This window comes from Methylobacterium sp. J-072 (assembly GCF_022829425.1).
GTDB lineage: Bacteria > Pseudomonadota > Alphaproteobacteria > Rhizobiales > Beijerinckiaceae > Methylobacterium.
Genome location: NZ_JAKSYK010000027.1, coordinates 18,724 through 45,361 on the forward strand (window position 1 = coordinate 18,724; position 26,638 = coordinate 45,361).

The 26,638-nt window shown below is 68.8% G+C and carries 10 protein-coding genes; 3 read left to right on the forward strand and 7 right to left on the reverse strand.

The window, feature by feature from the left end; all coding sequences use genetic code 11:
- Positions 1–96: 96 nt before the first annotated feature.
- A complete protein-coding gene (locus tag MKK67_RS02035; protein ID WP_409568356.1) occupies positions 97–2,637 on the reverse strand; it encodes a glycogen/starch/alpha-glucan phosphorylase in 2,541 nt (846 codons plus the stop codon).
- A 322-nt stretch (positions 2,638–2,959) separates the two neighbouring features.
- On the opposite strand from MKK67_RS02035, the gene MKK67_RS02040 reads away from it, so the two are divergent.
- Together MKK67_RS02040 and glgA are read left to right on the forward strand one after the other, a co-directional pair.
- Complete coding sequence (locus MKK67_RS02040) at positions 2,960–4,543, forward strand: alpha-amylase family glycosyl hydrolase (protein WP_243961741.1); 1,584 nt, start codon at positions 2,960–2,962, stop codon at positions 4,541–4,543.
- Between the two features lie 213 nt (positions 4,544–4,756).
- Positions 4,757–6,298 (forward strand): glycogen synthase GlgA, encoded by a 1,542-nt coding sequence (glgA, locus tag MKK67_RS02045; RefSeq protein WP_243961743.1) that lies wholly within the window; start codon positions 4,757–4,759, stop codon positions 6,296–6,298.
- A gap of 144 nt (positions 6,299–6,442) precedes the next feature.
- Here glgA and glgB read toward each other — a convergent pair whose 3' ends face one another.
- From glgB to treZ, 5 genes are all read right to left on the reverse strand, one after another.
- The gene (gene glgB, locus MKK67_RS02050) at positions 6,443–8,728 is read right to left on the reverse strand and encodes a 1,4-alpha-glucan branching protein GlgB (protein ID WP_243961749.1); all 2,286 of its coding nucleotides are present in this window, start codon (positions 8,726–8,728) and stop codon (positions 6,443–6,445) included.
- Positions 8,725–12,003, reverse strand: a complete 3,279-nt coding sequence (gene treS, locus MKK67_RS02055; RefSeq protein ID WP_243961758.1) for a maltose alpha-D-glucosyltransferase — start codon at positions 12,001–12,003, stop codon at positions 8,725–8,727. The genes glgB and treS overlap by 4 nt, the downstream gene beginning before the upstream one ends.
- 146 nt (positions 12,004–12,149) lie before the next feature.
- Complete coding sequence (locus tag MKK67_RS02060) at positions 12,150–15,539, reverse strand: maltotransferase domain-containing protein (protein WP_243961760.1); 3,390 nt, start codon at positions 15,537–15,539, stop codon at positions 12,150–12,152.
- Between the two features lie 290 nt (positions 15,540–15,829).
- Positions 15,830–20,737, reverse strand: coding sequence for a malto-oligosyltrehalose synthase (locus MKK67_RS02065; protein ID WP_243961768.1), 4,908 nt, complete (start codon positions 20,735–20,737; stop codon positions 15,830–15,832).
- Positions 20,734–22,539, reverse strand: a complete 1,806-nt coding sequence (gene treZ, locus MKK67_RS02070) for a malto-oligosyltrehalose trehalohydrolase (protein ID WP_243961770.1) — start codon at positions 22,537–22,539, stop codon at positions 20,734–20,736. The genes MKK67_RS02065 and treZ overlap by 4 nt, the downstream gene beginning before the upstream one ends.
- A gap of 952 nt (positions 22,540–23,491) precedes the next feature.
- Here treZ and MKK67_RS02075 point away from each other — a divergent pair.
- Positions 23,492–24,253: a hypothetical protein gene (locus MKK67_RS02075; protein WP_243961779.1), complete on the forward strand. Its 762-nt coding sequence runs from the start codon at positions 23,492–23,494 to the stop codon at positions 24,251–24,253.
- Between the two features lie 125 nt (positions 24,254–24,378).
- Here the strand turns inward: MKK67_RS02075 and glgX are convergent, their stop codons facing one another.
- Entirely contained in the window at positions 24,379–26,487 is a 2,109-nt protein-coding gene (glgX, locus tag MKK67_RS02080) for a glycogen debranching protein GlgX (protein ID WP_243961782.1), read from the reverse strand.
- Positions 26,488–26,638 lie beyond the last annotated feature (151 nt).

Consider the following 26,638-nt stretch of genomic DNA (forward strand, 5'->3'; position numbering starts at 1 on the left):
TGTCGGGGCGGAGCCCCGATCATCGGGCAAAGCCCGACACCAGGGCTCTGCCCTGGACCCGCAAAAGGTCGAAGACCTTTTGAATCCCGAACTTCTTCAGCCCAGGCGGACGCGCCAGATTTCCTCAGCGTATTCGCGCATCGACCGGTCGGAGGAGAACCACGCCATCCGGGCGGTGTTGCGGATCGCCTTGGCCCACCAGCCACGCGGATCACGCCAGGCGGCGTCGATCACGCGCTGCACCCGCCAGTAATCGTCGAAATCGGCGGTGAGCAGGTACTGGTCGCGCTGGCGCAGGTCGTCGGTGAGCGGCCGGAACCGGCCCGGCTCCTCGGGGGAGAACCGCCCGGAGGCGATCATGTCCAGCGCCGCCGCCAGCCGCGGCGAGGCCTGGATGGCCTTGGCGGCGTAGCCCGGCTCGGCTTCGCGCGCCTGCACCCCGGCGGCGTCGAGGCCGAAGATGAAGATGTTGTCCGCCCCGACATGGTCGCGGATCTCGATGTTGGCGCCGTCCAGCGTGCCGACCGTGAGCGCGCCGTTGAGCGCGAACTTCATGTTGCCGGTGCCCGAGGCCTCCATGCCGGCGGTGGAGATCTGCTCCGACAGGTCGGCGCCCGGGATGATCGTCTCGGCGAGGCTCACCGAGTAGTTCGGCAGGAACACCACCTTCAGCCGGCCCGCGACCTCCGGGTCGTCGTTCACCGCCTTGGCCACGTCGCAGGCGAGCTTGATGATCAGCTTGGCCCGGACGTAGCTCGGCGCCGCCTTGCCGGCGAAGATCTTGACCCGGGGCGTCCAGTCCCGGTGCGGCTCGGCCTTGATCGCCTGGTAGAGCGCCACCGTCTCGACGACGTTGAGCAGCTGGCGCTTGTATTCGTGGATGCGCTTGACCTGAACGTCGAACAGCGCGTCCGGATCGATGTCGATGCCGGTGCGCTCGGCCACGACCTTGGCCAGCGCTTCCTTGCGCTGCCGGCGCACGGCGGCGTAGCGCGCCACGAAGGCCGGATCCTCGGCATGGGCCTCGAGGCCCCGGAGCAGGGCGGGATCGTCGAGCACGCCCGGGCCCACCGTCTCCACGGCGAGCCGGGTGAGGCCCGGATTGGCGTTGTGGAGCCAGCGCCGGAAGGTGATGCCGTTGGTCTTATTGACGATCTTGTCCGGATCCAGCGCGTGCAGGTGCGCGAACACCGTGGAGCGCATCAGGTCGGTGTGCAGGGCCGAGACGCCGTTGACCCGGCGGGCGCCGTGGAAGGCCAGGTGCCCCATGCGCACCCGGCGGCCATGGGCCTCGTCGATCAGCGAGATCGAGGCCAGGTAGGCGGCGCCCTGGTGAGCCGGGTCCTGGCGACCGTGCTTGGCCTGCTCTTCCAGGTGCATCCAGTTGATCAGGTAGATGATCTGCATGTGGCGCGGCAGCAGCCGCTCCATCAGCTCCACCGGCCAGGTCTCCAGCGCCTCGGGCAGCAGGGTGTGGTTGGTGTAGTTCAGCGTGTTGGTGGTGATGTGCCAGGCATCCTCCCAGGAGAGGCCGTGGTCCTCCAGGAGAATGCGCATCAGCTCCGGCACCGCGATGGCCGGATGCGTGTCGTTGAGCTGGATCGCGGCGTGGTCCGGCAGGGAGCGCACGTCGCCGCGCTCGGTCACGTGGCGGGCGATGAGGTCCTGGAGCGAGGCCGAGGTGAAGAAGTATTCCTGGCGCAGGCGCAGCTCCTGGCCCTCGGCCGAGGAATCGCTCGGATAGAGCACCCGGGAGATCGCCTCGGCGCGCATGCGTGCCGCCACCGCGCCGACATGGTCGCCGCCGTTGAAGCGGGCGAGGTCGACGGGCTCGCCGGCCTCCGCCTTCCACAGGCGCAGCCGGTTGACGTGGCGCCCGCGCCAGCCGACCACCGGGATGTCGTGGGCGACCGCCCGCACGGTCTCGGCCGGCTGCCAGTGGCGGCGGATCACGCCCTCGCCGGGGGAGGACAGGGTCACGGTGCCGCCGAAGCCGATCGTGTAGGTCGCGTCCGGCCGGGCGAACTCCCAGGGGTTGCCCTCGGCGAGCCAGGTCTCCGGCGCCTCGCGCTGCCAGCCATCCTCGAAGGACTGGCGGAACAGGCCGTGATCGTACCGGATGCCGTAGCCGACCGCCGGGATGCCGATGCTGGCCATGCTGTCCATGAAGCAGGCGGCGAGCCGGCCGAGGCCGCCATTGCCGAGCGCCGCGTCGGGCTCGGCATCCTGCACGGCGTCGAGATCGACCCCGAGTTCCCGGAGCGCCGCCCGGGTCGTCTCGGTGAGGCCGAGATTGTTCATCGCGTCCGACATCAGCCGGCCGATGAGGAATTCGAGCGAGAGGTAGTAGACTCGCTTGTTCGGCACGGCCTTCTCGGAGGCCATGCAGGCCGCCACGATCCGCTCGCGCAGGGCCATCGCGGTCGCGACGAACCAGTCGCGCGGGCGGGCGGTCTCGGGCGTCCGGCCCAGCGCGAAGGTGAGCTTGGCGCGAATCGATTCCCGCAGGTCGACCACGGAATCGCCGGTCTCGGACAGGAGCGGCGCGATCCAGGCGGCGGTCGTCGGGATCTCGGATGCACTGTCGTCGCGCAAGGCGTCCCGCTGGGCGGGCGGAGTGAGAACGTCGTTCAGCACGTGCGGGTCCCCCAAAAGTCGGCGCCCCGGATTCTAGCGCCAGGGCTATCGTGGGCGGATTATCTCTTTTGACGGATTGCCAGCGAATGAACGTCTCGGCGATCCGTGCCCCGAAGCCACAAGTTTGCGATCGGCTTCCGGGCGAAGTCGTGGCGGTGCCGCCCCGACCGGGGCGTGCGACCGCGCGGCCAGAGATATGGCGCGACTACGTGACATTCTAGACACAACGGCCGGCGGCGCCAGCCCGCGACGCGCGCATCTGAGCCGTCGCCAGCGCGCGGCTCAGCGGTTAACCCTGCGTCGGGGATTCGCGGGGTGCAGCATGACCGAGACCGTCTGGTGGAAGCGCGGCACCGTCTACCAGGTCTATCCCCGCTCGTTCCAGGACACGAACGGCGACGGGGTCGGCGACCTGCCCGGCATCACCGCGCGGCTGGACTACCTCGCCTGGCTCGGGGTCGACGCCGTGTGGATCTCGCCGGTCTACCCCTCGCCCATGGCGGATTTCGGCTACGACGTGGCCGATTATTGCGGCATCGACCCGCTGTTCGGCACGCTGGCCGATTTCGACGCGCTGATCGCCGAGGCCCACCGGCGCAAGTTGAAGGTGATCCTCGACTTCGTGCCCAACCACTCGTCGATCGCGCATCCGTGGTTCGCGGAGAGCCGGTCGTCGCGCTCCAGCCCGAAGCGGGACTGGTACATCTGGCGCGACCCGGGCCCCGGCGGCGGTCCGCCGAACAACTGGGTCTCGAATTTCGGCGGCCCCGCCTGGACCCTCGATGAGGCCACCGGCCAGTACTACTACCACGCGTTCCTGGCCGAGCAGCCGGACCTGAACTGGCGCAACCCCGCCGTGCGGGCCGCGATGCACGACGCGCTGCGCTTCTGGCTGGAGCGCGGCGTCGACGGGTTCCGGGTCGACGTGATCTGGCACCTGATGAAGGATGCCGGATTCCGCGACAACCCGGCCAATCCCGACTACGCGCCGGGCACGCCGGAGATCAACCGCTTCACCCAGGTCTACTCCGCCGACCGCCCGGAGGTGTTCGACGTGATCGCCGGGATGCGGGCGGTGCTGCGCCAGTACGGCGAGCGGGTGCTGATCGGGGAGATCTACCTGCCGATCGAGCGGCTGGTGGCCTATTACGGCCCCGACCTCGCGGGCGCCGACCTGCCCTTCAACTTCCAGCTGATCCAGACCCCGTGGCGCGCCGACGCCGTCGCCGACCTCGTGGCCAATTACGAGGCGGCGCTCCCCGAGGGCGGCTGGCCGAACTGGGTGCTGGGCAACCACGACCAGCCGCGCATCGCCGCCCGGGTGGGCGAGGCGCAGGCTCGCATCGCCGCGATGCTTCTGCTGAGCTTACGCGGCACCCCGACCCTCTATTACGGCGACGAGATCGGCCTCGGTCCCATCCGGATTCCGCCTGAGCGTGCCCAGGACCCCTGGGAGCGCAACGAGCCCGGGCACGGCCGCGACCCGGAGCGCACGCCGATGCAGTGGGACGAGGCCCCGCAGGCCGGCTTCTCCACCGCGGAGCCGTGGCTGCCGCTCTCGGAGGATTGGCCGGTCCGCAACGTCGAGGGCCATCGCTCGGACCCGGCCTCGATGCTCACCCTGCACCGGCGGCTCCTGGCCCTGCGGCGCGACCACGCGGCTCTGGCCGTCGGCGACTACCGGGGCGTGCCCGTCGAGGCTGCGGATGTGTTCGCCTACGAGCGCTTCGCCGACGGCGAGAGCCTGCGCGTGGTCCTGAACTTCGGCGGCGATTCGCAGAGCCTTCCCTTGCCCGAGGGCGACTGGACGATCCTGCTCTCGACGCTGACCGGGCGAGCGGGCGCGCAGGCCCGCACGACGCTCGCCCTCGGCCCCGACGAGGGGGTGATTCTCCGCCGCGCCTGAGCCTCGGCCTGCCATCTCTTGTCGCAGTGCAGCGCAGTTATTCGGCCGTAGCCGAATCTGTAACCGAAGCTTAAGGCTGACGCTGGCCTAAATTGTGCGTCGCAGCGGAACTGGTGCGGCGAAGGAGCATTGGACATGGTTGAGGTCGTGACAGCGGTGTCTGCCCGATCCTCTGCCCGACCGGGGCATCCCGCCCGGCCAGGATCGATGCCGATGCACGATGCGCTTCGCGGTGGCTCCCTGGTCGATGACGCCTTCGGCGAGAGCGGCGGAGGCGCTGCGCAGTTCACCAATCCGGCCTGGCCGGCCTCGCTGCGCCGCCGCATCCTCTACGCCACCCCGGAGATGGCCGACTTCGTGAAGACCGGCGGCCTCGGCGAGGTCTCGGCCGCCCTGCCCCGGGCCCTGGTGCCGTATTACGACATCCGCGTCCTGATCCCCGGCTACCGCCAGGTCCGCGCCGCGTTCCCCGAGATCCCGGTGGTCGCCCGGCTCGAAGGCTTCGCGGGTGTACCTGCCTGCGATCTCGGCCTGGTCGAGGCCGCCGACGGCTTGCGCATCTACGTCCTGCTGGCGCCCGAGCTCTACGAGCGTGACGGCACGCCCTACGGCGACGCCCACGGCGATTTCGGCGACAACGACCTGCGCTTCGCGCGCCTCAGCCTCGCGGCGGCGGAGATTGCCGCCGGCATCGATGGCGATTGGGCGGCGGACCTGCTGCACCTCAACGACTGGCAGGCGGCCCTCGCCCCGGCCTACCTGGCCTGGCGCGGTCGGCGCATCCCGAGCGTGCTGACCATCCACAACCTCGCCTATCAGGGCCTGTTCCCCCGCGACAGCCTGGGCCGCCTCGGCGTGCCGGACTCGGCCTTCCAGGTCGACGGCGCGGAGTTCTACGGCCAGCTCTCGTTCCTGAAGGCCGGCATCTTCTACGCCTCACAGGTCACCACGGTGAGCGAGACCTACGCGCGGGAGATCCAGACCGCCGAGATGGGCTGCGGGCTCGACGGGCTGCTGCGCACCCGCGCCGGCCAGGGCCGCCTCGCCGGCATCCTCAACGGCATCGACGAGACCTGGGACCCGAGCACCGACCAGCACCTCGCCACCCGGTTCGAGGTCGACGACTGGAAGGGCAAGCGCGCCAATGCCGAGGCGGTGCGCCAGCAATTCGGGCTGGCGGTCTCCCGCGGCCCGCTCTTCGCCATCGTCTCGCGCCTGGTGCACCAGAAGGGCATCGACCTGAGCCTGCAGGCGGCCGAGGCGATCGTGGCCGAGGGCGGCCAGCTCGTGGTGATCGGCCAGGGCGAGGGCCGGTTCGAGCAGGCCCTGCGCGGCCTGTCCAAGCTCCACCCCGACGCGGTCGGCGTGCATGTCGGCTTCGAGGAAGCCCAGGCGAGGCGGATGTTCGCCGGCAGCGACTTCCTGCTGATGCCCTCGCGGTTCGAGCCCTGCGGGCTCGCCCAGATGTACGCCCAGCGCTTCGGCTCCCTGCCGATCGTGCACCGCACCGGGGGGCTGGCCGACACGGTCGAGGACGGGGTGACGGGCTTCACCTTCCCGGAGGCTTCGGCCTCGGCCTTCGGCTCGGCGGTCCGCCGGGCCTTCGAGGCGTTCGGCCAGAAGAAGCGGCTCAACGCCATGCGCCGGCGCGCCATGGCCGCCCGGTTCGGCTGGGACCAGGCCGCCGACAGCTATGCCGGCCTCTACGCCCGCGCCATGGGCAACAGCCCGGCGCTGCGCTGGCGCGCCGCGTAAGACCGGGTTTCCAAAGGGCTCAGCCCTTTGGCAGGGGTTCGGGGCAAGACCCTTGAGGACTTGGCCCCCGAGACACCAGGGCTCTGCCCTGGACCCGCAAAAGGTCACGGACCTTTTGAATCCGTGACCTTCGGGGACGAGCCTCTATCGCTCCAGCACGAAGATCATCGTCGCCAGCGGCGGCAGGGTCAGCGACAGGGACTGAGCCTGGCCGTGGCTCGCCTGGCCGTCGGTGTGGCCGCCGCCGTTGTTGCCGAGGTTCGAGCCGCCGTACACGGCCGCGTCCGAGTTGAACGCCTCCCTGTAAAAACCCGCCTCCGGCACGCCGACGCGGTAGCCCTCCCGGGGGAGCGGGGTGAAGTTCGAGACCACGATCGCGACCTCACCGGGATTGGCGCCCTTGCGGGCCCAGGCGATGACGCTGTTGTCCTGGTCGTCGGCCACCAGCCACTGGAACCCGGTCTGCTCGACGTCCCGGGCGTAGAGGGCCGGGGTCGAGACGTAGAGCCGGTTGAGGTCCCGGACCACGTCCTTGACGCCCTTGTGCAGGGGATCGTCGAGCAGGTGCCAGTCCAGGCTGTTGTCGTGGTTCCACTCCCGCTCCTGGCCGAACTCGCCGCCCATGAACAAGAGCTTCTTGCCGGGATGCCCCCACATGAAGCCGAAATAGGCGCGCAGGTTCGCGAATTTCTGCCAGCGGTCGCCCGGCATCTTGCCGAGCAGCGAGCCCTTCCCGTGCACGACCTCGTCGTGGGAGAGCGGCAGGATGAAATTCTCCGAGAAGGCGTAGAGCAGCCCGAAGGTCAGGTTGTGGTGGTGGTAGCGGCGGTGGATCGGATCCTCCGACACGTATTTCAACGTGTCGTGCATCCAGCCCATGTTCCACTTGAAGCCGAAGCCGAGGCCGCCCGTGTAGGTCGGGTGCGAGACCCCCGGCCAGGAGGTCGATTCCTCCGCCACCGTGATCGTGCCCGGGGCGTGGCTGTAGGTCGCCTCGTTGGTCTTGCGCAGGAAGTCGATGGCGTCGAGGTTCTCGTTGCCGCCGTAGCGGTTCGGGATCCACTCGCCCTGGCGGCGCGAATAGTCGAGGTAGAGCATCGACGCGACGGCATCCACGCGCAGGCCGTCGAGGTGGTAATGCTCCAGCCAGAACCGGGCATTGGCGGCCAGGAAGGTCGCGACCTCGGTCCGGCCGAAATTGTAGATGTAGGTGCCCCAATCCTGGTGGAAGCCCTGGCGCGGGTCGGCGTGCTCGTAGAGATGCGTGCCGTCGAACAGGCCGAGCCCGTGCGCGTCCAGCGGGAAGTGGCCGGGCACCCAGTCGAGCATCACGCCGATGCCGGCCTCGTGGGCGGTGTCGACGAAGGCGGCGAAATCCTCCGGCGTGCCGAAGCGGCTGGTCGGGGCGAACAGCGAGACCGGCTGGTAGCCCCAGGACCCGTCGAACGGGAACTCGGTGATCGGCAGCATCTCGATATGGGTGAAGCCCATATCCTTGACGTAGGGGATCAGCCGCTCGCCCAGCTCCTTGTAGGTCAGGTAACGGTTGCCCTCCTCGGGCACACGCGCCCAGGAGCCGAGATGGACCTCGTAGATCGAGATCGCGGCGTGGCGCGGATCCTTGGCGCCCCGGGTCTTCATCCAGCCGGAATCGCGCCAGGCGAACTCGCCCGTCCCGTGGGTGATCGAGGCGGTCTCCGGCGGGTGCTGGGCGGCGAAGGCGACCGGGTCGGCCTTGAGCGGGATCAGGGCGCCGTCGGGGCCGCGGATCTCGAACTTGTAGCACGCGCCGGCCTTGAGGCCGGGCACGAACAATTCCCAGATCCCGCCGTCCTGCCACAGGCGCATCGGGTGGCGCCGCCCGTCCCAATCGTTGAAGTCGCCGACCACGCTGACCTTGCGGGCATTGGGCGCCCACACGGCGAAGCGGAAGCCGTCGATGCCGTCGAGCTGGCCGGACTGGGCGCCGAGCATCCGGTAGACCAGATTGGTGCCGACCTCGCGCAGGGTCGCCACGTCGTATTGCTCGATCGAGGAGCCGAAGCCGTAGGGATCGAAGCGTTTGCGCTTGGTCCCGTCCCAGAGCTCGACCTCGATCTCGTAGAGCGGCCGGCCCTCGCCCTCGACCCGGGCGACGTAGAAGCCCTCCGGGTGCCGCTTCTCGAACGGCACGGTGCGGTCGCTCATCACCAGGGCGGCGGCCCGCGCCTCGGGCAGGACGGCGCGCACTTCCCAGAGGTCGGGGCCGACCCGGTGGGGGCCGAGCACCGAGAACGGGTCGCCGTGGTTGGCGCTCATCAGCGCCGCGATCGCGTCCGGATGGACGCTCGGCGGTGCCGAGGCGGCCCCGGAATGCGGGACATCCGCGTTCCGCGCGCTCGCCGCTTCCGGGTCGATCCGCGGTGCGAAGGTCTCGTCGATCGCCGTCATTCAGTTTCTCCGGGCTCGTGGCCGTCCGTGTCCAGAATGGTGAGAACCCCCCGGGCGGGGATTTCGATCCAGTCCGGCCGGTTGTTGGCCTCGTAATCGACTTCGTAGAGGGCCTTGGTCAGCAGGCAGAGGCGCAGCAGCCGCGCCCGCGTGGCCGGGTCGGTCACGGCCGCCCGCGTCCCCGCCACGGCCGTCTCGTAGCCGGCCAGGAACGCCGCCTCGATCATGCCGCGCCAGGCGCTAGCGGCGTCCCGCGCCCGTGCCTCGGAATCGCCGAACCGGACGGTGATCTCGCGGATCACGGTCTCGGCCCCGTACGCGAAGGAGCGCATCAGGCCGGCGACGTCGCGCAGGGGCATCGACTTCGCCCGCCGCTCGTCGGCCGGGCGCGAGGGCTCGCCCTCGAAGTCGACGATGATCAGGTCGCTCTCGGAGACCAGCACCTGACCGAGGTGATAGTCGCCGTGGATCCGGATCTTGTGGGCCCCGCGCGGCGGCTCGGTGCTGAGCGCCTCGATCAGCGCCTCGACCTCGGCCCGCCGCTGCATGAGCGCCGTGCAGGCCGGCTTGCCGGCATCGAGGCCGCGCTCGGAGAGGCCTTTCAGCGCCCGGAAGGCCCGATCGGCCTGGTGACGCGCGTCGCGGGCGAGCACCGCCAGGTCGTCCTCGGCGAAGGGTTCGGCCGCGAAGGCCGGGTCGTCGGTCTCCATCGCGAAGGCGGCGTGCATCTCGGCGGTGCGGCGGCCGAGCAGGTCGGCCCAGGGCCCATGGGCCTGGAACGCCTCCTCGGGGCTGACCGCCTCGCTCTCGGGGGTGAGCACCACGGTCTCGAAGTCCCGGCGCAGGCCCTCCAGCATCAGCGTCCAGGCGTCGCCCTGGTTCATGACGAATTTCTGAAGGACCGCCAGCGCCGTCCGCGTGCCATCCTCGGCCACGTGCTCGAGGGTGCCGAGCAGCGCGGGCGTATTGGAGAAACCCGCCTGCTCGGTGAGGAAGCGCCCGACCTCGATCTCGGGATGCGTCCCCGGCTGCAGGCGGCGCAGCAGCTTGAGCATCATCTTCGAGCCGATGGCGATCGAGGTGTTGCTCTGCTCCGCCGACAGCCGGCGGATGTCGGCCACGTCTACCGTGACATCCGGATCGAAGGCCGACGTGGTGGAAAACACCAGCCGCCCGCTCTCCGTGGGAATCTCCGTGCCCTGGCGCATGGCGTCGATCAGGCCGGCCGCGAAGGCGTTGGAGCCGGCCGCGCCGTAGAGCAGGCCGGTGCGCGGCCCGCGGCGCACCCGCGCCACCGCGAAGGGCAGCAGCGTCTCGTCCTCGCGGCCCTCCTCGACGCCCACGGGCACGAAGTATTCCTGGGATTCGCCGTTGGCGAGCTGGACCTGCAGGCGCGGCAGCAGGAAGCGGGCGCTGCCGTCCACGTCCTTCAGGGCGGCGCAGTCGATCACCTTCACGGACCGGATCCGCGAGCCCTTGGCGCCGAACCAGCGCCGGCTGGTCAGGAACGGCGGCACCACGGTGCGCTCGAAGGCGACCCGCTCGCGGCCCGACATCAGGCTCTCGATGCCGCCGGTGAGCACCAGGGTGAACAGCTCCGGGGGCTCCTGCTGCGGGCCGATCGCGCCCGAGCGGGCGGCGCTGAGCGAGAACCAGTAGAAGCCGTAGGACGGCAGGGTCAGCAGGTAGGGCAGGTCGCCGATCGGCGGGAATTCGGAGCCGCCGGTCAGCTCGATCGGCACCGCGGTGCGCAATTCCGACAGGTCGAGCTGCACCGCCTGGGGCGCGCGCGACAGGTTGGCGACGCACAGGATCCGCTCGTCCTCGTGCTCGCGGATCCAGGCCAGGACCTTGCGGTTCGAGGGATACAGGAACTGGATCGTGCCGCGGCCCAGCGCGACGCTGTTGTTGCGGATCGCGATCATCCGCCTTGTCCAGCTCAGCAGGCTGGTCTGCGACTGGGTCTGCGCCTCGACGTTGATCGCGTCGAAGCCGTAGATCGGGTCCTGGATCGCGGGCAGGAACAGCCGCTGCGGGTTCGCCCGGGAGAAGCCGCCGTTCCGGTCGGGCGACCATTGCATCGGCGTGCGCACGCCGTCGCGGTCGCCGAGATAGATGTTGTCGCCCATGCCGATCTCGTCGCCGTAATAGAGCACCGGCGTGCCGGGCATCGACAGGACGAGGGACTTCATCAGCTCGATCTTGCGCCGGTCGTTCTCGAGCAGCGGCGCGAGGCGGCGGCGGATGCCGAGATTGATTCGGGCCCGGCGCTCGGCGGCGTAGAACGACCAGAGGTAGTCACGCTCCTCGGCAGTGACCATTTCGAGCGTCAGCTCGTCGTGATTCCGCAAAAAGATCGCCCACTGGCAGCCCTCCGGGATCTCCGGGGTCTGGCGCATGATGTCGGTGATCGGGTGCCGGTCCTCCCGGGCGATCGCCATGTACATCCGCGGCATCAGCGGGAAGTGGAACGCCATGTGGCATTCGTCGCCGTCGCCGAAATACTGCGCGGTCTCCTCCGGCCACTGGTTGGCCTCGGCCAGCAGCATCCGGTCCGGATAGCTGGCATCCAGCGCCGCCCGGATTTTTTTGATCACATCATGCGTTTCGGACAAGTTCTCGCAGTTCGTGCCGTCGCGCTCGATCAGGTAGGGGATCGCGTCCAGCCGCAGCCCGTCGACGCCCATGTCGAGCCAGTAGCGCATCGTCGCGATGACCGCTTCCAGCACCTTCGGGTTGTCGAAGTTGAGGTCCGGCTGGTGGCTGTAGAACCGGTGCCAGAAATACTGCTTGGCGACCGGGTCCCAGGTCCAGTTCGAGGCCTCGGTGTCGAGGAAGATGATCCGCGTGTCCTTGTACGGCGCGTCGGTGTCCGACCAGACGTAGAAGTCGCGCTCGGGCGAGCCGGGGGGCGCCTCGCGGGCCGCCTGGAACCAGGGGTGCTGGTCGCTGGTGTGGTTGATCACGAGCTCGGTGATCACCCGCAGGCCGCGCGCGTGCGCCGCCGCCACGAAGGCCTTGAAGTCCTCCATGGTCCCGTAGGACGGGTTGATGCCCTCGTAATCGGCGATGTCGTAGCCGTCGTCGCGCAGGGGCGAGGGATAGAACGGCATCAGCCAGATCGCCGTGACGCCGAGGTCGCGGACATAGTCCAGCCGCCGGGTCAGGCCCTCGAAATCACCGATCCCGTCGTCGTTCGAGTCGAAGAACGACTTGACGTGGATCTGATAGATGATGGCGTCACGGTACCATTGCGGGTCGCTGCGATCGATCATCGCGTCGCTGCCTCATCGGTCGAAGGGACTGGGACCGGCGGGCGGAACCGGCCGGGGCGCGGGCGATCGGCCGCGCGGCGCAAGAGTCGGCGCCGGGCGGGCCCGGCGTCGGAATTAGAAGTCATGGTCAGGTGCCATGGGCTGGCTCAGCCCGCAACCCGCCGCGGCGCCCGAAGACGCCAGATGATGCAGGATCGCTCGGCCGGATCGAGGGCGATCCGGTGGGTCTTGCCCCGCAGCTCGAACGTGTAGCCCTGGAGCAGGTCCTCAACCTCCACGGCGCCGTCGTCGGGCAGGCCGAACAGCCAGAGCGGCACCTCGTAGGTGCATTCCTGGCGGTTCTTGGGATCGAGGTTGACCATGGTGAACACGCAATTGTCACGCTCCGGCGTCGCCTTGGCGTAGGCGATGATCTGGTCGTTGGAGGCGCCGGTGAAGACCACGTTGCGGAAATCCCAGAGGGCGGGGTTCTCGCGGCGGATCTTGTTGAGCGTGACGATGTGCTCGCGGATGTTGCCGGGCCGGTCGTAGTCCCAGGCCTTCAGCTCGTATTTTTCGGAATTCAGATACTCTTCCTTGCCCGGGTAGGGCGCCGCCTCGCACAGCTCGAAGCCGTTATAGATGCCGTAGACCGACGACAGGGTGGCGGCCAGCGTCCCCCGGATCACGAAGCCCGCCCGGCCGCTGGTCTGAAGGAAGTACGGGTTGATGTCGGGCGTGTTGGCGAAGAAGTTCGGGCGGTAGTACTCGCCCATCTCGCCGGCGAGCTCCAGGGCGTACTCGGTCAGCTCCTGCTTGGTGTTGCGCCAGGTGAAGTAGGTGTAGCTCTGCTGGTAGCCGGCCTTGGCGAGCTTCATCATCATCTTCGGCCGAGTGAAGGCCTCGGCCAGGAACAGCGCGTCGGGATAGCGGCCGTTGACCTCGGCGATCACCCATTCCCAGAACGGGATCGGCTTGGTGTGCGGGTTGTCGACCCGGAAGATCCGCACGCCCCTTGCGCACCAGCCGAGCAGGATGTCGCGCAGCTCGATCCAGAGCGAGGGCAGGGCGCCCCCGTAGAAATGGACGTTCGAGATGTCCTCGTACTTCTTGGGCGGGTTCTCGGCGAATTTCAGCGTGCCGTCGGGGCGCCACTCGAACCATTCCGGATGGTTCTTGATCCAGGGATGGTCCGGCGAGCACTGGATCGCGAAGTCGAGGGCGATCTCCATGCCGTAGGCGTGGCTTTCCGCCACCAGCCGCTCGAAATCCTCCAGCGTCCCGAGGTCGGGATGCACGGCCTCGTGACCGCCCTCCTCCGCGCCGACCGCGTAGACCGAGCCGACATCCCCGGGCAGGGCCTTGAGGGTGTTGTTCTTGCCCTTGCGGTTGGTCCGGCCCACCGGATGGATCGGCGTGAAGTAGAGCACGTCGAAGCCGAGTTCGCGGATCTCGGGCAGGCGCTTGATCACGTCGTCGAAGGTGCCGTGGCGGTTCACGTCCATCGACTGGGAGCGCGGAAAAATCTCGTACCAGGCGGAGAACCGGGCTGCGAGGCGGTCGGCGATCACCGGTAGCACCACCGGATAGCGGCTGAGATTCACCCGCTCGGCGTTCCGGCGCACGAGGCTCGCCGCCTCGGGCTGCAGGATCCGCTCGAGCTGGGCGGCCGAGCCGGTCTCCTCCGCGGCGAGCGCCGCGACCAGGGCGGCCAGCCGCTCCGCGTCGCGTCCGGCACCGCGGCCCCGGGCGAGAGACGCGGCGCTCTCCACCAGGGTGACGCCCTCGATCGTCTCAAGCCGGATGTCGACGCCGGCGGCGCGCTTCTTCAGGGTGTCGCGCACCCAGGAGGAGAACGGATCGCGCCAGGCGATCAGGGTGAACTCGTAGCGGGCGTTGCGCTCCAGGGGGAAGTGCCCGGCCCAGCGGTCGTTGTCGACGAAGACCATCGGATCCTCGCGCCACGCCTCGGTGCCGGCGACCCGCGACAGGATCGCGGCGTCGAGCACCTCGTGGCCGTCGGAGAAGATGTCGGCCTCGACCCGCAGGGATTCGCCGACGATGCGCTTCACCGCCGAGCGGCCGCCGTCGATCTCCGGGCTCACGGCCTCGATCACCACCCGGCCCTCGCCGTCCGGCATGCCGCGCTCGGGCAGCTGGGCGACCTGGGCGGCGCTGGCGCTGAGGATGCGCAGCTCGCCCGGCAGCAGGTCGATGGCGCTGCCGGGATGGAAGGCGATCGGCTCGGCTTCGGGGGTCCGGTCGACGAAGGCGCCGAGCATCCCACCGGTCCGGGCGATGAGCGCCCCGGCCTCCACCGGCACCGGCTTGTCCGAGGGGTTGTAGAGCACGATCAGCGCGTGCTGCGCCGAGGCCGGATGGCCGGTGTCGAAGCGGGCCAGCGCCACGAGGTCGCTGTCGGGGGCCGAGATGCGCAGCTGCGCGCCCTCGACATTGGCGGCCGGCAGCTCGGCCCGGAGGGCGTTGATCGCCCGGATCGAGGCGGAGATGTCGATGCCGGTGTCGTTCTCGCGGTCGCGCGGGGTGGTCTCGACCACGTGCAGCGCCCGGCGGTAGCCCCATTCGTAGCCGATCGGCATCAGCACGCCGGCCGAGAAGAAGGCGGCCAGCGCGTAGCGGGTGCGCAGGTGCCGCGCCACCGCCTCGGGGCCGCCGCCGATCTCGGCGGCCAGGCGCTGCATGTCGTGGTTTTCCGGGAAGGCGATCGAGGGCGCCAGCACCCGCAGGCGCTCGTACTGCTCCAGCGCCCAGGGCTTCTTCAGGTCCCACCAGGCGAAGGAGTTGAACAGGTAATCGAAGCCGGCGCCGGCCGTGGCCTTCGCCTCCTCGAAGGTGCAGCCCAGGGTCTCGGCGGCGAACAGGCAGGCGGAATCGCGGCCCTTGGCCTCGCCGATCAGGACGCGCCAGGTCTCGGGCGGGACCTTGTAGGCGGCGTCGCACCGGAAGCCCGCGACGCCGAGCGCCTGCAGCCGGGCGACGTAGGCGCCCCAGATCCGGGTCAGCTCGTCCCGGGCGGACGGCGTGTGATAGTCGAGCTCGACCAGATCGCCCCAGACCGTGCGGATCGAGGGATCGTCCGGATCCACCGCGCCCGGATGCATGATCGAGCCGTCGGGCTCCTTCATGAACAGGTCGGGCCGCTCCAGAGCCAACCGGGCGTTGTCGGCGGTGTGGTTGATCACGAGGTCGGTCATCACCGATAGGCCGGCGGCCTCGGCGGCGGCGCAGAACCGGCGGATCTGCTCGTCGTCCGGGGTGCCGTCCTGGTCGCGGAACCGCTCGTCGAGCCGCTCGGGATCGGCCACCGCGTAGAGGCTCCGCGAGCCGCCGGTCTGGTGGAACGGGTTCAGGTAGATCCAGTCGAAGCCGAGCGCGGCGATCCGGGGCAATTCGGCCGCCCAGTCGGAGACGCGCCCGACCAGGAGCGGGAACAGGTTGTAGATCCGGGGCCCCTCGGCGCGAGGCGCCAGGGCTGCGGGCAGGACGGCTCCGGTCGTCGCAGCGGCGGTGGCGGCGGCGGTGGTCGGTGCGTTCATGCTGGTCTCTGGCTCCTGGTCCATGGTCGTAACGCCCGAACCGCGCGGGCGTGCCTTACGTGGGACGGCGCGGATGTTCAGATCCGCGCCACCCGCCTCTCAGCAGATTCGCATGACAGGGCCGCGAGGGGCCTGCCCGGGCGACCGGCGTCATTGCGAGCGGAGCGAAGCAAGCCAGAGAGACGCGACGATCTGGGAACGCGCGCTGCCCTGGGTTGCTTCGCTCCACTCGCAATGACGGAGCGGATCACCCCTGCGTTGCTTCGCTCCACTCGCAATGACGGAGCGGATCACCCCTGCCGCCGCAGGACCGCGTAGGGCAGGTCGCGCAGGAGCTGACCGAGGTCGGCCCCCTCCCCTCCGGTCTCGACGATCTGCCCCGACACGAGGTCGCGCCAGTGCGTGCCCGCCCCGAGATCGACCCGGGTTCCGGCGAACGCCTCGCCCGACCAGACCGCGTCGCCGACGATGCCGGCGAACAGGCGCGGCACCGCCACGAACAGGTCGCCGCCCTCCTCGCCCGGGTCGGTCCGCCGGTAGGCGATCACGTGGGCCGCCCGGGCGCCCGTGGCCTCGACCGGCTCGTAGGCGGCGCTGGCGTAGAAGGCCGGACGCTCGGCCCGCTCGGCGAGCAGCCGCGCGAGGGTCGCCTGCTTGACCCGCCCGTCCGGCCAGTGCGGCAGCAGGGCGGCCGGTTCGCCGCCCTGTTCGAGCATCCGCTCCAGGGCCGGGTAATCCACCGGGCGGCGGTTGTCGGGATCGACGAACGAAAAGTCCCAGACCTCCGTGCCCTGGTAGGTGTCGGGCAGGCCCGGCAGGGTGCATTTCAGGACCGTCCGGCCGAGCCCCGCGAGCATGCCGAGATGGGCGAGCCGCCGGGCGAAGGGGCGCAACTCGCGCAGGAAGTCCGAGCCCGGGGCGATCAGCGCGGAAAACAGCTTCTTGACCGCGCCCTCGTAGACCTCGTCGACATTGACCCAGCTCGAGCGGCGCTTGCCCTCGCGCATGGCCTTCTCGCCATAGGCGATCAGCCGATCGCGAAAATCCGCGATCGCGGCCGTCTCGTCCCCCTCCAGCAGCTCCAGCGGCCAGGCGCCGAGGATCGCCTGGAAGAACATCCACTGGTCGTTGGCATCCGGGGCCGGCTCGCCGTCGATCCGGGCGAGATGCGGGCTCGCCGTGCGCTGCCACAGGTCCCAGGCGCCGGCCCAGCCCTCCGGGATCTCGGAGAGCGCGAGCATCCGGGTCCGGGCATCCTCGCCGCGCTTGGTGTCGTGGGTCGCCGTGGTGATCATGGCGTTCGGCCAGTCGCGGGCGCGGGCGATCTGCAGGTCGTGGAAGTGCTCGGCGTCGATGCCGTACTCGCCCGGATCGCCGCCGACCTCGTTGAGGCCGAGCAGGCAGGCGTACCGGTAGAACAGCGTGTCCTCCAGGCTCTTGGCCATGACCGGGCCGGTGAGCTGCTGGAACCGGCGGCGGAAGCGCAGGACCACCCGCGGGTCCGGGCGCCCCGGTCCCACGGTCTCGATCCGCCCGAGCAGCACGTCGGCGGCGAAATCGTGCACCGAGCGGTCGGGCAGGCCCGACCAGCGCTTCGCCTTGGCGACCGCGCCCTCGATCAGCCGCACGTCCTCGGGCTCGACTTCGCCCTCCTCCAGCTCCGGCGGCAGGTAGCTGCGGTAGGTCGGGAAGCGGGCGATGATCTCGATCAGGGCCCGGCGCAGCGCGTTGACGGTGAAGTCGCGGGTGCGCCGGTCGGCATCCGCCACCTCCTTCAGGTCGGTGGTCAGCACCTCCAACTCGCTGGCGAAGCTGATCTCCAGGATCTCGGCCTTGGCGGCGCGGAGCTGGAACCCGTAGGGCTCATCGAAGCCCGAGGCCCATTCGTAGAGCCGCCGGACCTTCCCCTGCCGCTCTTTGTCCACCAGGATGCCGTCGAGCTGGTTGAGCACGTCGTAGCCCGTGGTCCCGGCCACCGGCCAGGGCCGCAGCCGCTCGCCGGGCTCCAGGATTTTTTCGACGACCACGTAGAAGCCGGGGCCGACGGCGGCCTGGAGCGCACGCGCGTAGCCCAGCGGGTCGGCGAGCCCGTCGATATGGTCGATGCGCAAGCCGTCGATCCGGCCCTCGCGGATGTGCCGGAACACGGTCTCGTGCGAGCGGTGGAAGATGTCGGACAGCTCCACCCGCAGGCCGGCCAGCGAGTTCACATCGAAGAACCGACGGTAGTTGATGTCGCTCGACGCCACCCGCCAATGGGCCAGCCGGTAGGCCTGGGCCTCCAGGAGCCGGTGCAGCGGCCCGAAGCTGTCGGGGCGGCCCTTGAAGCCGTTGAGCAGCGCCAGGGTGCTGGCGGTGGCCTCCTGGATCAGGGTCGAGACGCCGTAGATCTCGGCGAGCCGGCGCTTGAGCCCCTCGGCCTCCTCGGGGAATCCCTTCCGGCGGGTCTCGTCGGTGTCGATCGCCATGGCGCGCAGGCGCTCGGAGATGGCGAGCAATTCCGCGGTGGTGTCGTCGTCCACTGCCCCGATGGCGGCGATCACCCGGTTCAGGATGGTCGGGTAGCTCAAGGGGCGGATCGGCAGCTGGTGCTCGTAGTGCCAGACGCTGAAGGCGCCGGCCTCGGGATCGAACTTCAGCTCCAGGGTGCCCTGCTCCAGGGCCTCGCCGTAGCGCTCGCCCAGGAACGGGATCACCAGGTTGCGGCCGGCGCCGAGGCGCTGCCAGTCGATGTCGAAGGCGTCCGCGAAGGGCGACAGGGAGCCCCATTCGAGCACCGAGAGCCACCACGGGTTGTCGGAGCCGCCGACGCCCATGTGGTTGGGCACGATGTCCAGGAGCAGCTTCAGCCCGTGCCCGTGCAGGGTCTCGGACAGCTTGACGAAGCCCTCCTCGCCGCCGAGCTCCGGGTTGATCGCGCCGTGATCGACGATGTCGTAGCCGTGGGTCGAGCCGGGCCGCGCCTTCTGGAGCGGCGAGGCGTAGACGTGGCTGATCCCGAGCTTCTTGAGATACGGGACGATCCGCTCCGCATCCGCGAAGGTGAAGTCCTTGTGGAATTGCAGCCGGTAGGTCGATTGCGGCGGCGGTGCCGCCAGCCGGGCGGAGCCGGAACGCGGGCCCCGCGACTCGGCCGAGAGCGAGGCCGCCAGCTTGGCGAGCGGGCCGCCCGGGGCGGCGATGGCGACGAGGTCCCGGTCGAGCTTGCGCCGCCAGTTCGGATAGCCCTCGGTGGAGCCCGGGACGTTGGCCTGGGCGAGTTCCGAGACCACGTCCTCGTACTGCACGGCGGTCAGCATCGAGGGGGCGCGGGCGAGGTAGCGGGCGGCGGCCTCGAACGGCGCGGCCTCGGGGGGCTCGGCCGTCGGCAGGAGCTGCTCGGCCGCCAGCGCCTCGGTGAGGCGGCGGCGCTCGACCACGCGCTCGTTGCGCTCGGCCTCGGCGCGATCCTGATCGTACAGGCCCAGCGACTGGCGGGTGTCGGTGTCGACCCCGCGCCACCAGCCGACGAAGGTCGGCAGGTCGTGGGTGGTGATGGCGGTGAGCGCATCGCGCGGATAGGCGGAGGGGGCCTTGAACCGGCCGTCCCCTTCCCGCTCGAAGGCCAGGATCCGGTAGCTGAGCACGCCGGCCCGCATCAGGGCGTCGGAGAAGCCTTCGGGCGCGGTGCCGAGATCCTCGGCGATGACCAGGCACTTGTTGCGGTGGCTCTCCAGCCGCAGCACCGCCAGCATCGGCTCGAACGGCATCGCCACGTAGGCGCCGGCATGGGCGCCGGCCCCGAGCGGGATCAGGAACAACCGGGCGAGCTGGAAGGCGTGGTCGATCCGGATCGCGCCGGCATGGCGCATGTTGGCCTGGACCAGGGCCCGGAACGCGGCGAGGCCGTCGCGCTCCATCTCCAGCGGGTCGAAGGCCGGCAGGCCCCAGTTCTGGCCCTTGGGGGCGAGCAGGTCCGGGGGCGCGCCGATCGAGACCCGGTCGGCGAAGCGCTCGGGATGCGACCAGATCTCGGAGCCGCCCCGGTCGGCGCCCACCGCGAGGTCGCGATAGAGCCCGACCCGCATGCCGGCGCCCAGAGCCGCCGCGGAGGCTGCGGCGAGCTGGCGGTCGGCGAGGTATTGCAGCCAGGCGTGGTAGCCCACCGCCTCGGCGTTCCCGGCCGCGAAGGCCACGACCGCGTCGGTGCCGGCACGGCGGTATTCCTCCGGCCAGTCGCCGAGCCAATGGGCGCCCTGCTGCCGGAAATGCTCGGACAGGGCCTCGAACACCGCATGCGCGGCGAGGTCCGGGCCGCCCTCCTGGCGGAAGCGCTCGAACGCGGCGTCGGTGCCGGCCCGGGCCGGGGATTCGAGCCAGAGGGCGCGCAGCACCGGGTCGAGCACGTCGGCCACGCCCTGGTGGTCGACGAGCGCCGCCTCGCGGAGCGCCGTGATCGCGTCGGCGCGCTCGGCGAGGAGCGCCTCGGCTCTTGAGCCGGCGAGCCCCGGCAGGCTGCGCGGGGCGATGAACAGGGTCTCGAGGAACAGCCGCGAGGACGGCGAGTAGGGCGAGATCTTGGTGCGGTCGGAACCGAACAGGGCGTGGACCGGGCTGAGCCCCAAGAACGCCGCCCCGCGCAGGGCCGCCTCGCGGGCGGCCTCGCCGGCATCCGCGTAGGTGCCGATGCCGATGTTGGTGGCCGAGCGCAGGCCGTAGAGCTGCGCGGCCATGCCCCAGTCGGAGGCGCCCTCCTCCGTGTAGGGCCGCGGACGCCAGCAGCGCTGGGGCGCGGCGATCACCCAGGATTCGGCCCGGATCCGGCCGGCCTGGACGGTGAGGCGGTGATAGCCCGGGGTCAGCGGCGGCAGCTCGAAGCCGGGCTCGGCCCCCTGCGGGTTGGCCCGGCCCTCGCGGGCCGCGCCACGCTCGTCCACCAGCCGCCAGACCAGGGTGTGCGGGGTGCCGTCCTCGACGCGCACCGGCACCCGGGCGGTGCGGCGCGCCTCCACGGGCAGCAGCGGCGGCACCAGGCCCCGGCGCAGGGCCTCGACCTGGGCGAGGCTCTCGGCGATCCCCGCCTCGTCCTCCACCGCGAAGCCGAGCGCCGCCAGCAGGCCGCGCCGCACCTCCAAGGAGGTTTCCACCGGCTGGCCGAAGGCGTCGGTGTAGCCGGCGGCGACGCCGACGAGGTCGGCGAGTTTTTCCAGGGGGCTCACGAGCGGGGCTCCGTCAGGAACAGGCCTGTCCAGGACGGCAGGTCCCGTCCGGTCTTATCGGGGGCGTTGGTCCAGACCACCCGGGCATCGCCCGGATCCACCGCGAAGGCCGCGTCCCCGACATTGGCGACGAACCGCAGGGTGCCGGCGCCGAACCGCCAGGTGCAATCGACCACATCGGATCGCGGCAGGGTGGCGGCGGCGCCTTGGTAGCCGGACTTCGCCAGCGGCACCACGACGTCCCGCCTTAGACCCAGCAGGCGCGTCGTCTCGGCCAGGACCTCCCGGTGCGGCGATCGCTCGCGCTCCGACCAGTCGAGCTTGGACTGCGCGAAGGTCTCGCGCTCCGTAGGATCCGGGATCTTCGAGGTGTCGTCGGCGAACGCCGCGAAACTCTTGAACTCCCGGCGACGGCCCTCGCGCACCGCGGTGTTGAGGTCCGTATCCGGAGCGAAATCCACGAAGAACAGGAACGGCGTCGAGGCCGACCATTCCTCGCCCATCCAGAGCATCGGGATCTGCGGCGCCAGCAGGAAGCCGGCCCGGGCGAGATCGAGCTTTTTCGGGTCGGCCAGATGGCTCAGCCGCTCGCCGAGCGCCCGGTTTCCGACTTGGTCGTGGTTCTGCAGGAAGGTCACGAAGGCCGAGGGCGGCAGGTGCGCCGAGGGCTCGCCGCGCGGATGGTTGCCCAGCGTCGAGAACGGCTCGCCCTGATACGCGAACCCCTCCGCCAGGCAGCGGGCCAGGCGCTCGACTGGTTTGTCGGCAAAGCTTTGATAATAGCCGGCGTCCTCACCGGTGAGCAGCACGTGCCAGCAATGGTGCAGGTCGTCGGCCCATTGCGCGTCGTGCATCTTCGGCCGCCCGGCGGCGTCGCGCTCCAGCCAGCGGGCCTGGTTGGCCTCATTCTCCAGCATCAGGTGGATCTGGCGGTCCGGAAAAGTTTTGCGGACCGTCTCGCCGAGCTCGGCCAGGAAGTGGCGGGGCGAATCGTCGAGGATGGCGTGGACGGCGTCGAAGCGCAGGCCGTCGAAATGGTATTCCTCCAGCCAGTACAGGGTGTTCTGGATGAAGAACTGCCGCACGGTGGCGCCGCTCTCCTTGCCGTCGAAATTGATGCCCGCGCCCCACGGCGTCTGGTGGCGCTCGGTGAAGAAGGTCTTGGCGTAGGCGTGGAGGTAATTCCCGGCCGGTCCGAAATGGTTGTAGACCGCGTCGAGATAGACCATCAGCCCGAGCCCGTGGGCGGCGTCGATCAGGCGCTTGAGGTCGTCTGGGCGGCCATAGGCGCCGTCGGGGGCGTAGGGCAGGACCCCGTCGTAGCCCCAGTTGCGCGAGCCCTTGAAGTCGGCGAGCGGCAGCAACTCGATCGCGGTGACGCCGAGCGCCTTGAGGTCGGGCAGGCGCGCCTGCAGGCCGGCATAGGTGCCCTCGGGCGTGGCGGTGCCGACATGGCACTCGTAGATCACCGCCTCCTCGAACGGGCGCCCGGTCCAGGCTTCGTCGGACCACGCGAAGGCGCGCGGATCGACCACCTCGCTCAGGCCCGAGACGTCGTCCGGCTGGAAGCGCGATGCCGGGTCGGGCACGACGAGGTCGCCGTCGACGCGAAACCCGTAGCGAGCGCCCGGCTTCACCCCGGGCAGGGCGGTGCGCCGCCAGCCGCCGCCGGATTCGGGCAGCGGATGGTCGATGCCGTCGACGACGAGCTCGACGCTCTTGGCGGTCGGCGCCCAGAGGGCGAAGCGCACGCCGCCCTCCACCATCTCGGCTCCGAAATCCATGCTGTGGGCGCGCCGCATCGGGCCACGGTCCTCGTCGTTGGCCGTGCGCCCCGGGGGACAAGCGCGGCAGGGATCATTGTCGTGGGAGAAGGCCCCGGGCCCGATCCGGTTCCCGCAGCGCAGCTATGGCGGCGGAGGTATGTGGCAATTGGGTGGTGGGGCGGGTGAGGCTTTCTCCCGTGAAAGCCGTTGGTTCACGGATCGACCTGAACGATACGCGATGCACATGGAGACCCATGTGAGCTGTCGGATTGATGCCAACGACTCTCGGATCGTCGCCGGCGCGTTGGGCGTGGCACTCCAGCGTTGCTATGCCTTCTCATACCGAAAGCACCGCGTCCCGCCCGCCGGGTGGGTGTTGAGTGATCACTTGCGCCGGACAAACGACCCGCGTTCCACCGGCAGAATTGGGAATTCGGGCGGCTCGTTTGTCAACGGACCATGAGGCGGAAAGTGCTCAGAGAAGGCCGGATAAATCAGACGAGCGAAGCTTTGATCGGGAAGGGGGGACGCCCTAACCCTGCTTCAGATCGGCGACCTCTACATGTAAAAAGAATGGAAGAATGCCATCGACGCACCGCTCCGCTCGACAATACGGTTCGCCGTCGATTTGGTAATTGGGCGCAATCTCTAGACTCTTACGAGCAACCACGCCCCGAACAGGAACGTCATGCTGTCTGTGCTATATGCTAAGTTTCTGACTTAATGCCCTTGAGTCGGAAGGTTGAAGTTTTTACGAAGATCTCGGATATAAAGATATAAAATCTATAAATTGGAATAAAACTTTATGTAGTTCAACATAATCTAGGATAGATAAAGCGATGATCATGGCTTGCGTTCTACGGACAAATTTGTTAAAAAGTAAAGAGGTTTTCATTTTCTTTAGATGATTTCTGGAAGAATGTTGATCGTTAGATACTCTGCTCTTTTCGAGCCATCGACATCCAATTCGTACTTTGTGGAGCTTGCCTTGTCGATGGCAAGCCTAAAGCACTTTGTTGATCCTTATGCGGATTTAATGGTCGTTTTATACATTAACAAAGCTCATCAAGCAGGATTTGATAAAGTCATACCCGTGTTCGGGGTTAATTACAAATTGTTAATCATGGATGAGCAGCCAAGTTACGCACAAGATTATGAATTCGCAAGATCTATTGCAGACTGCGAAGAAATAGATCGAATCTGTATTCGACGCATGCTTACTGATTTTCGTGAATTAGATGTTTATAGCCATCGCATGCTTATAGGCCCTGATGTCTTCTTTTTTGCGCCTCCTGACGAGGTGCTACGTTTCTATTGGTCTCCAGCTAACGACAAGCGCGTTCTATACGCGTCGGATACATTAACATTTCGTGGCTCGTTGTATAAGTTAAGATTCTTTCGTGCTCCTATCCTTGAAGGACTTTTAGGGGATTTTTATTTGCTTGCTCCGGGCGTTTCCCTTGCGGAAAGTTCAATCAAGCAATGCTTGCGCCTGATTGATTCTTGGCCAGTTTCCGAGTGTAAGTTTATACCAGAAGTCAGTTGCCGCAGCAATTTGGCCGAGCAGCATGCCGCCGCGATACTTCTTTACCCATTCGGTGGTGAGCTATTGCCGCCTGAACGTTACAATCACGGTCATTTTGGTCCAGATTCTGTAATGACACATTGGCATGCAGCGAACTACGCTATCTCGCGCATGCCTGAAAAAGTCACGAATCTCTTTAGAGAGGCGCTCAACGCGACCATTTGAGAAGGATATGTGCTGCCAGCCGTCGGAGCACATGCGCTTTACGAGTCTGATGGCCGTGATCACCTGCATTTTAGGCAGCTTGGCTTGCTTATCGCACGATCATGCATCTGCGAACTGTGCTCTTTCTACTGCCTCGGCACCCACCCGCTCCGCGCCTCCACGCCCGCCGCGGTGAGCACCAGCACCGAGCGGCCGGGCAGCGGCACCGCGTCGTCCGGCCCGTAGGACGAGGCGCCCGGCGGGACCGTGCCGGTGTGCTCGCCCGTGTCGAAGACCGGTTGCCAGGGGCCGCCGATCACCGGGGCGAGGCGGAAGTCGAGGGCCTCCACCCCGGCATTGAACAGCAGCAGCAGGCGGTCGCCGGCCCCGTCATTGCCGATCTGCATGCCGAACACCTGGAGGCCGTCATCGGCCCAATGGCGGTTCTCCATCTCGGTGCCCTCGGGGGCGAGCCAGTGCACGTCCCGCAAGGGCGAGTCCGGGCCGACCGGGGCGCCGGTGAAGAAGCTGCGCCGCCGCAGGGCCGGCTGGCTCCGGCGCAGGGCCAGGAGATTCGCCACGAACGCGGTGAGCCGGGGATCCGGATCGCTGGTCCAGTCCATCCAGCTGATCGGGTTGTCCTGGGCGTAGGCGTTGTTGTTGCCGCCCTGGCTGCGGGAGCGCTCGTCGCCCATCAGCAGCATCGGCACGCCCTGGGCCAGCATCATTGTGGCCAGCATGTTGCGCTTCTGGCGGGCGCGCACGGCCAGGATGCCCACGTCGTCGGTATCGCCCTCGACGCCGTAATTGCAGCTGACATTGTGGCCGTGGCCGTCGCGGTTGTCCTCGCCGTTGGCCTCGTTGTGCTTCTGCTCGTAGGCCACCGTGTCGGCCAGGGTGTAGCCGTCGTGGCTGGCGATGAAGTTGACGCTGGCCAGCGGCGAGCGCCGGGACGGGGCGAACACCTCGCGCGAGCCGGTCAGCCCCTGGGTCAGCTTCGCCAGGGTGCCGGAATCGCCTTTCCAGAAGCCGCGGGCGGCGTCGCGGAACTTGTCGTTCCACTCGCTCCAGCCGCGCGGGTAGCCGCCGAGCTGGTAGCCGCCCTCCCCGATATCCCAGGGCTCGGCCACCATCTTGACCCGGGCGAGCACGGGATCCTGCGCCACCGCCTGGAAGAAGGCCGCCTGCGGGGTGAAGGTGAGCGGCGAGCGCCCGAGGCTCGAGGCGAGGTCGAACCGGAAGCCGGCGATCCCGTAGGCGGTGACCCAGTGGCGCAGGGAATCCAGCACCAGCTGCATCACCCGCGGGTGGCTGACGTCGAAGGTGTTGCCGCAGCCGGTGCAATCGATCGTGCGGCGCCGGTCCGCGGGGTCGAGCTTGTAATAGCTGGCATTGTCGATGCCGCGGAACGACAGGGTCGGGCCGCTGTGGTCGCCCTCGGCGGTGTGGTTGTAGACCACGTCGAGCCAGGTCTCGATCCCGGCGGCGTTGAGCTCGCGGATCGCGGCCTTGAGCCCGCCCAGGCCGCCCTCCCCGAGGTAGCGCGGGTCCGGGGCGAAGTAGTTCAAAGGCTGATAGCCCCAGAAGTTGACGAGCCCCTTCTCGACCAGAAACCGGTCGTCGGCGAAGGCCTGGATCGGCAGCAGCTCCAGGGCGGTGACCCCGAGCTTGACCAGGTGCGCGATGATCGCCGGGTGGCCGAGCGCCGCGTAGGTGCCGCGCTCAGGTTCCGGAATGTCGGGATGGGTGCGGGTCAGCGCCTTGACGTGCGCCTCGTACACCACAGTCTCGGTGAGCGGCCGGCGCAGGGGGGCCAGCGCGAGATCGGGCACCTCGGGGGCGGTGACCACGCCCTTGGGCATGTAGACCGCGCTGTCGCGCCGGTCGATCCGGCTCTCGTTTCCCCGGCGGTGGCCGTAGAGCGCGTCGTGCCAGCGGATCCGGCCGCGGATCTCCCTTGCATAGGGGTCGAGCACCAGCTTTGAGGGGTTGAACCGGTGGCCGTTCGCCGGGTCCCAGGGCCCGTGCACCCGGTAGCCGTAGAGCTGGCCCGGCAGCACCCCGCGCAAATAGCCGTGCCAGACGTCGTCGGTGCGGCAGGGCAGCCGGACCGTGCGGGTCTCGTGCCGCTCCCCCGGCTCGAACAGGCAGATGTCCACCGCGGTGGCGTGCTCGGAGAACAGGGCGAAGTTCACTCCGCGCCCATCGAAATGCGCGCCGAGCGGCGCCGGCACCCCGTCATCGACGGCGATCATGGGCGGGGTCCGGTGTTTCGGGAGGTGGGGGGATGCGCGTGCCGAAACGGACGCGTGGGGTCATTCATGGCGTTCTGGATGGCGCTCGGCTCGCGGGGACGTTCGGTCCAGATCTGACAGGCGCGCTCCCTCCCCCCTCTGCGGGGGAGGG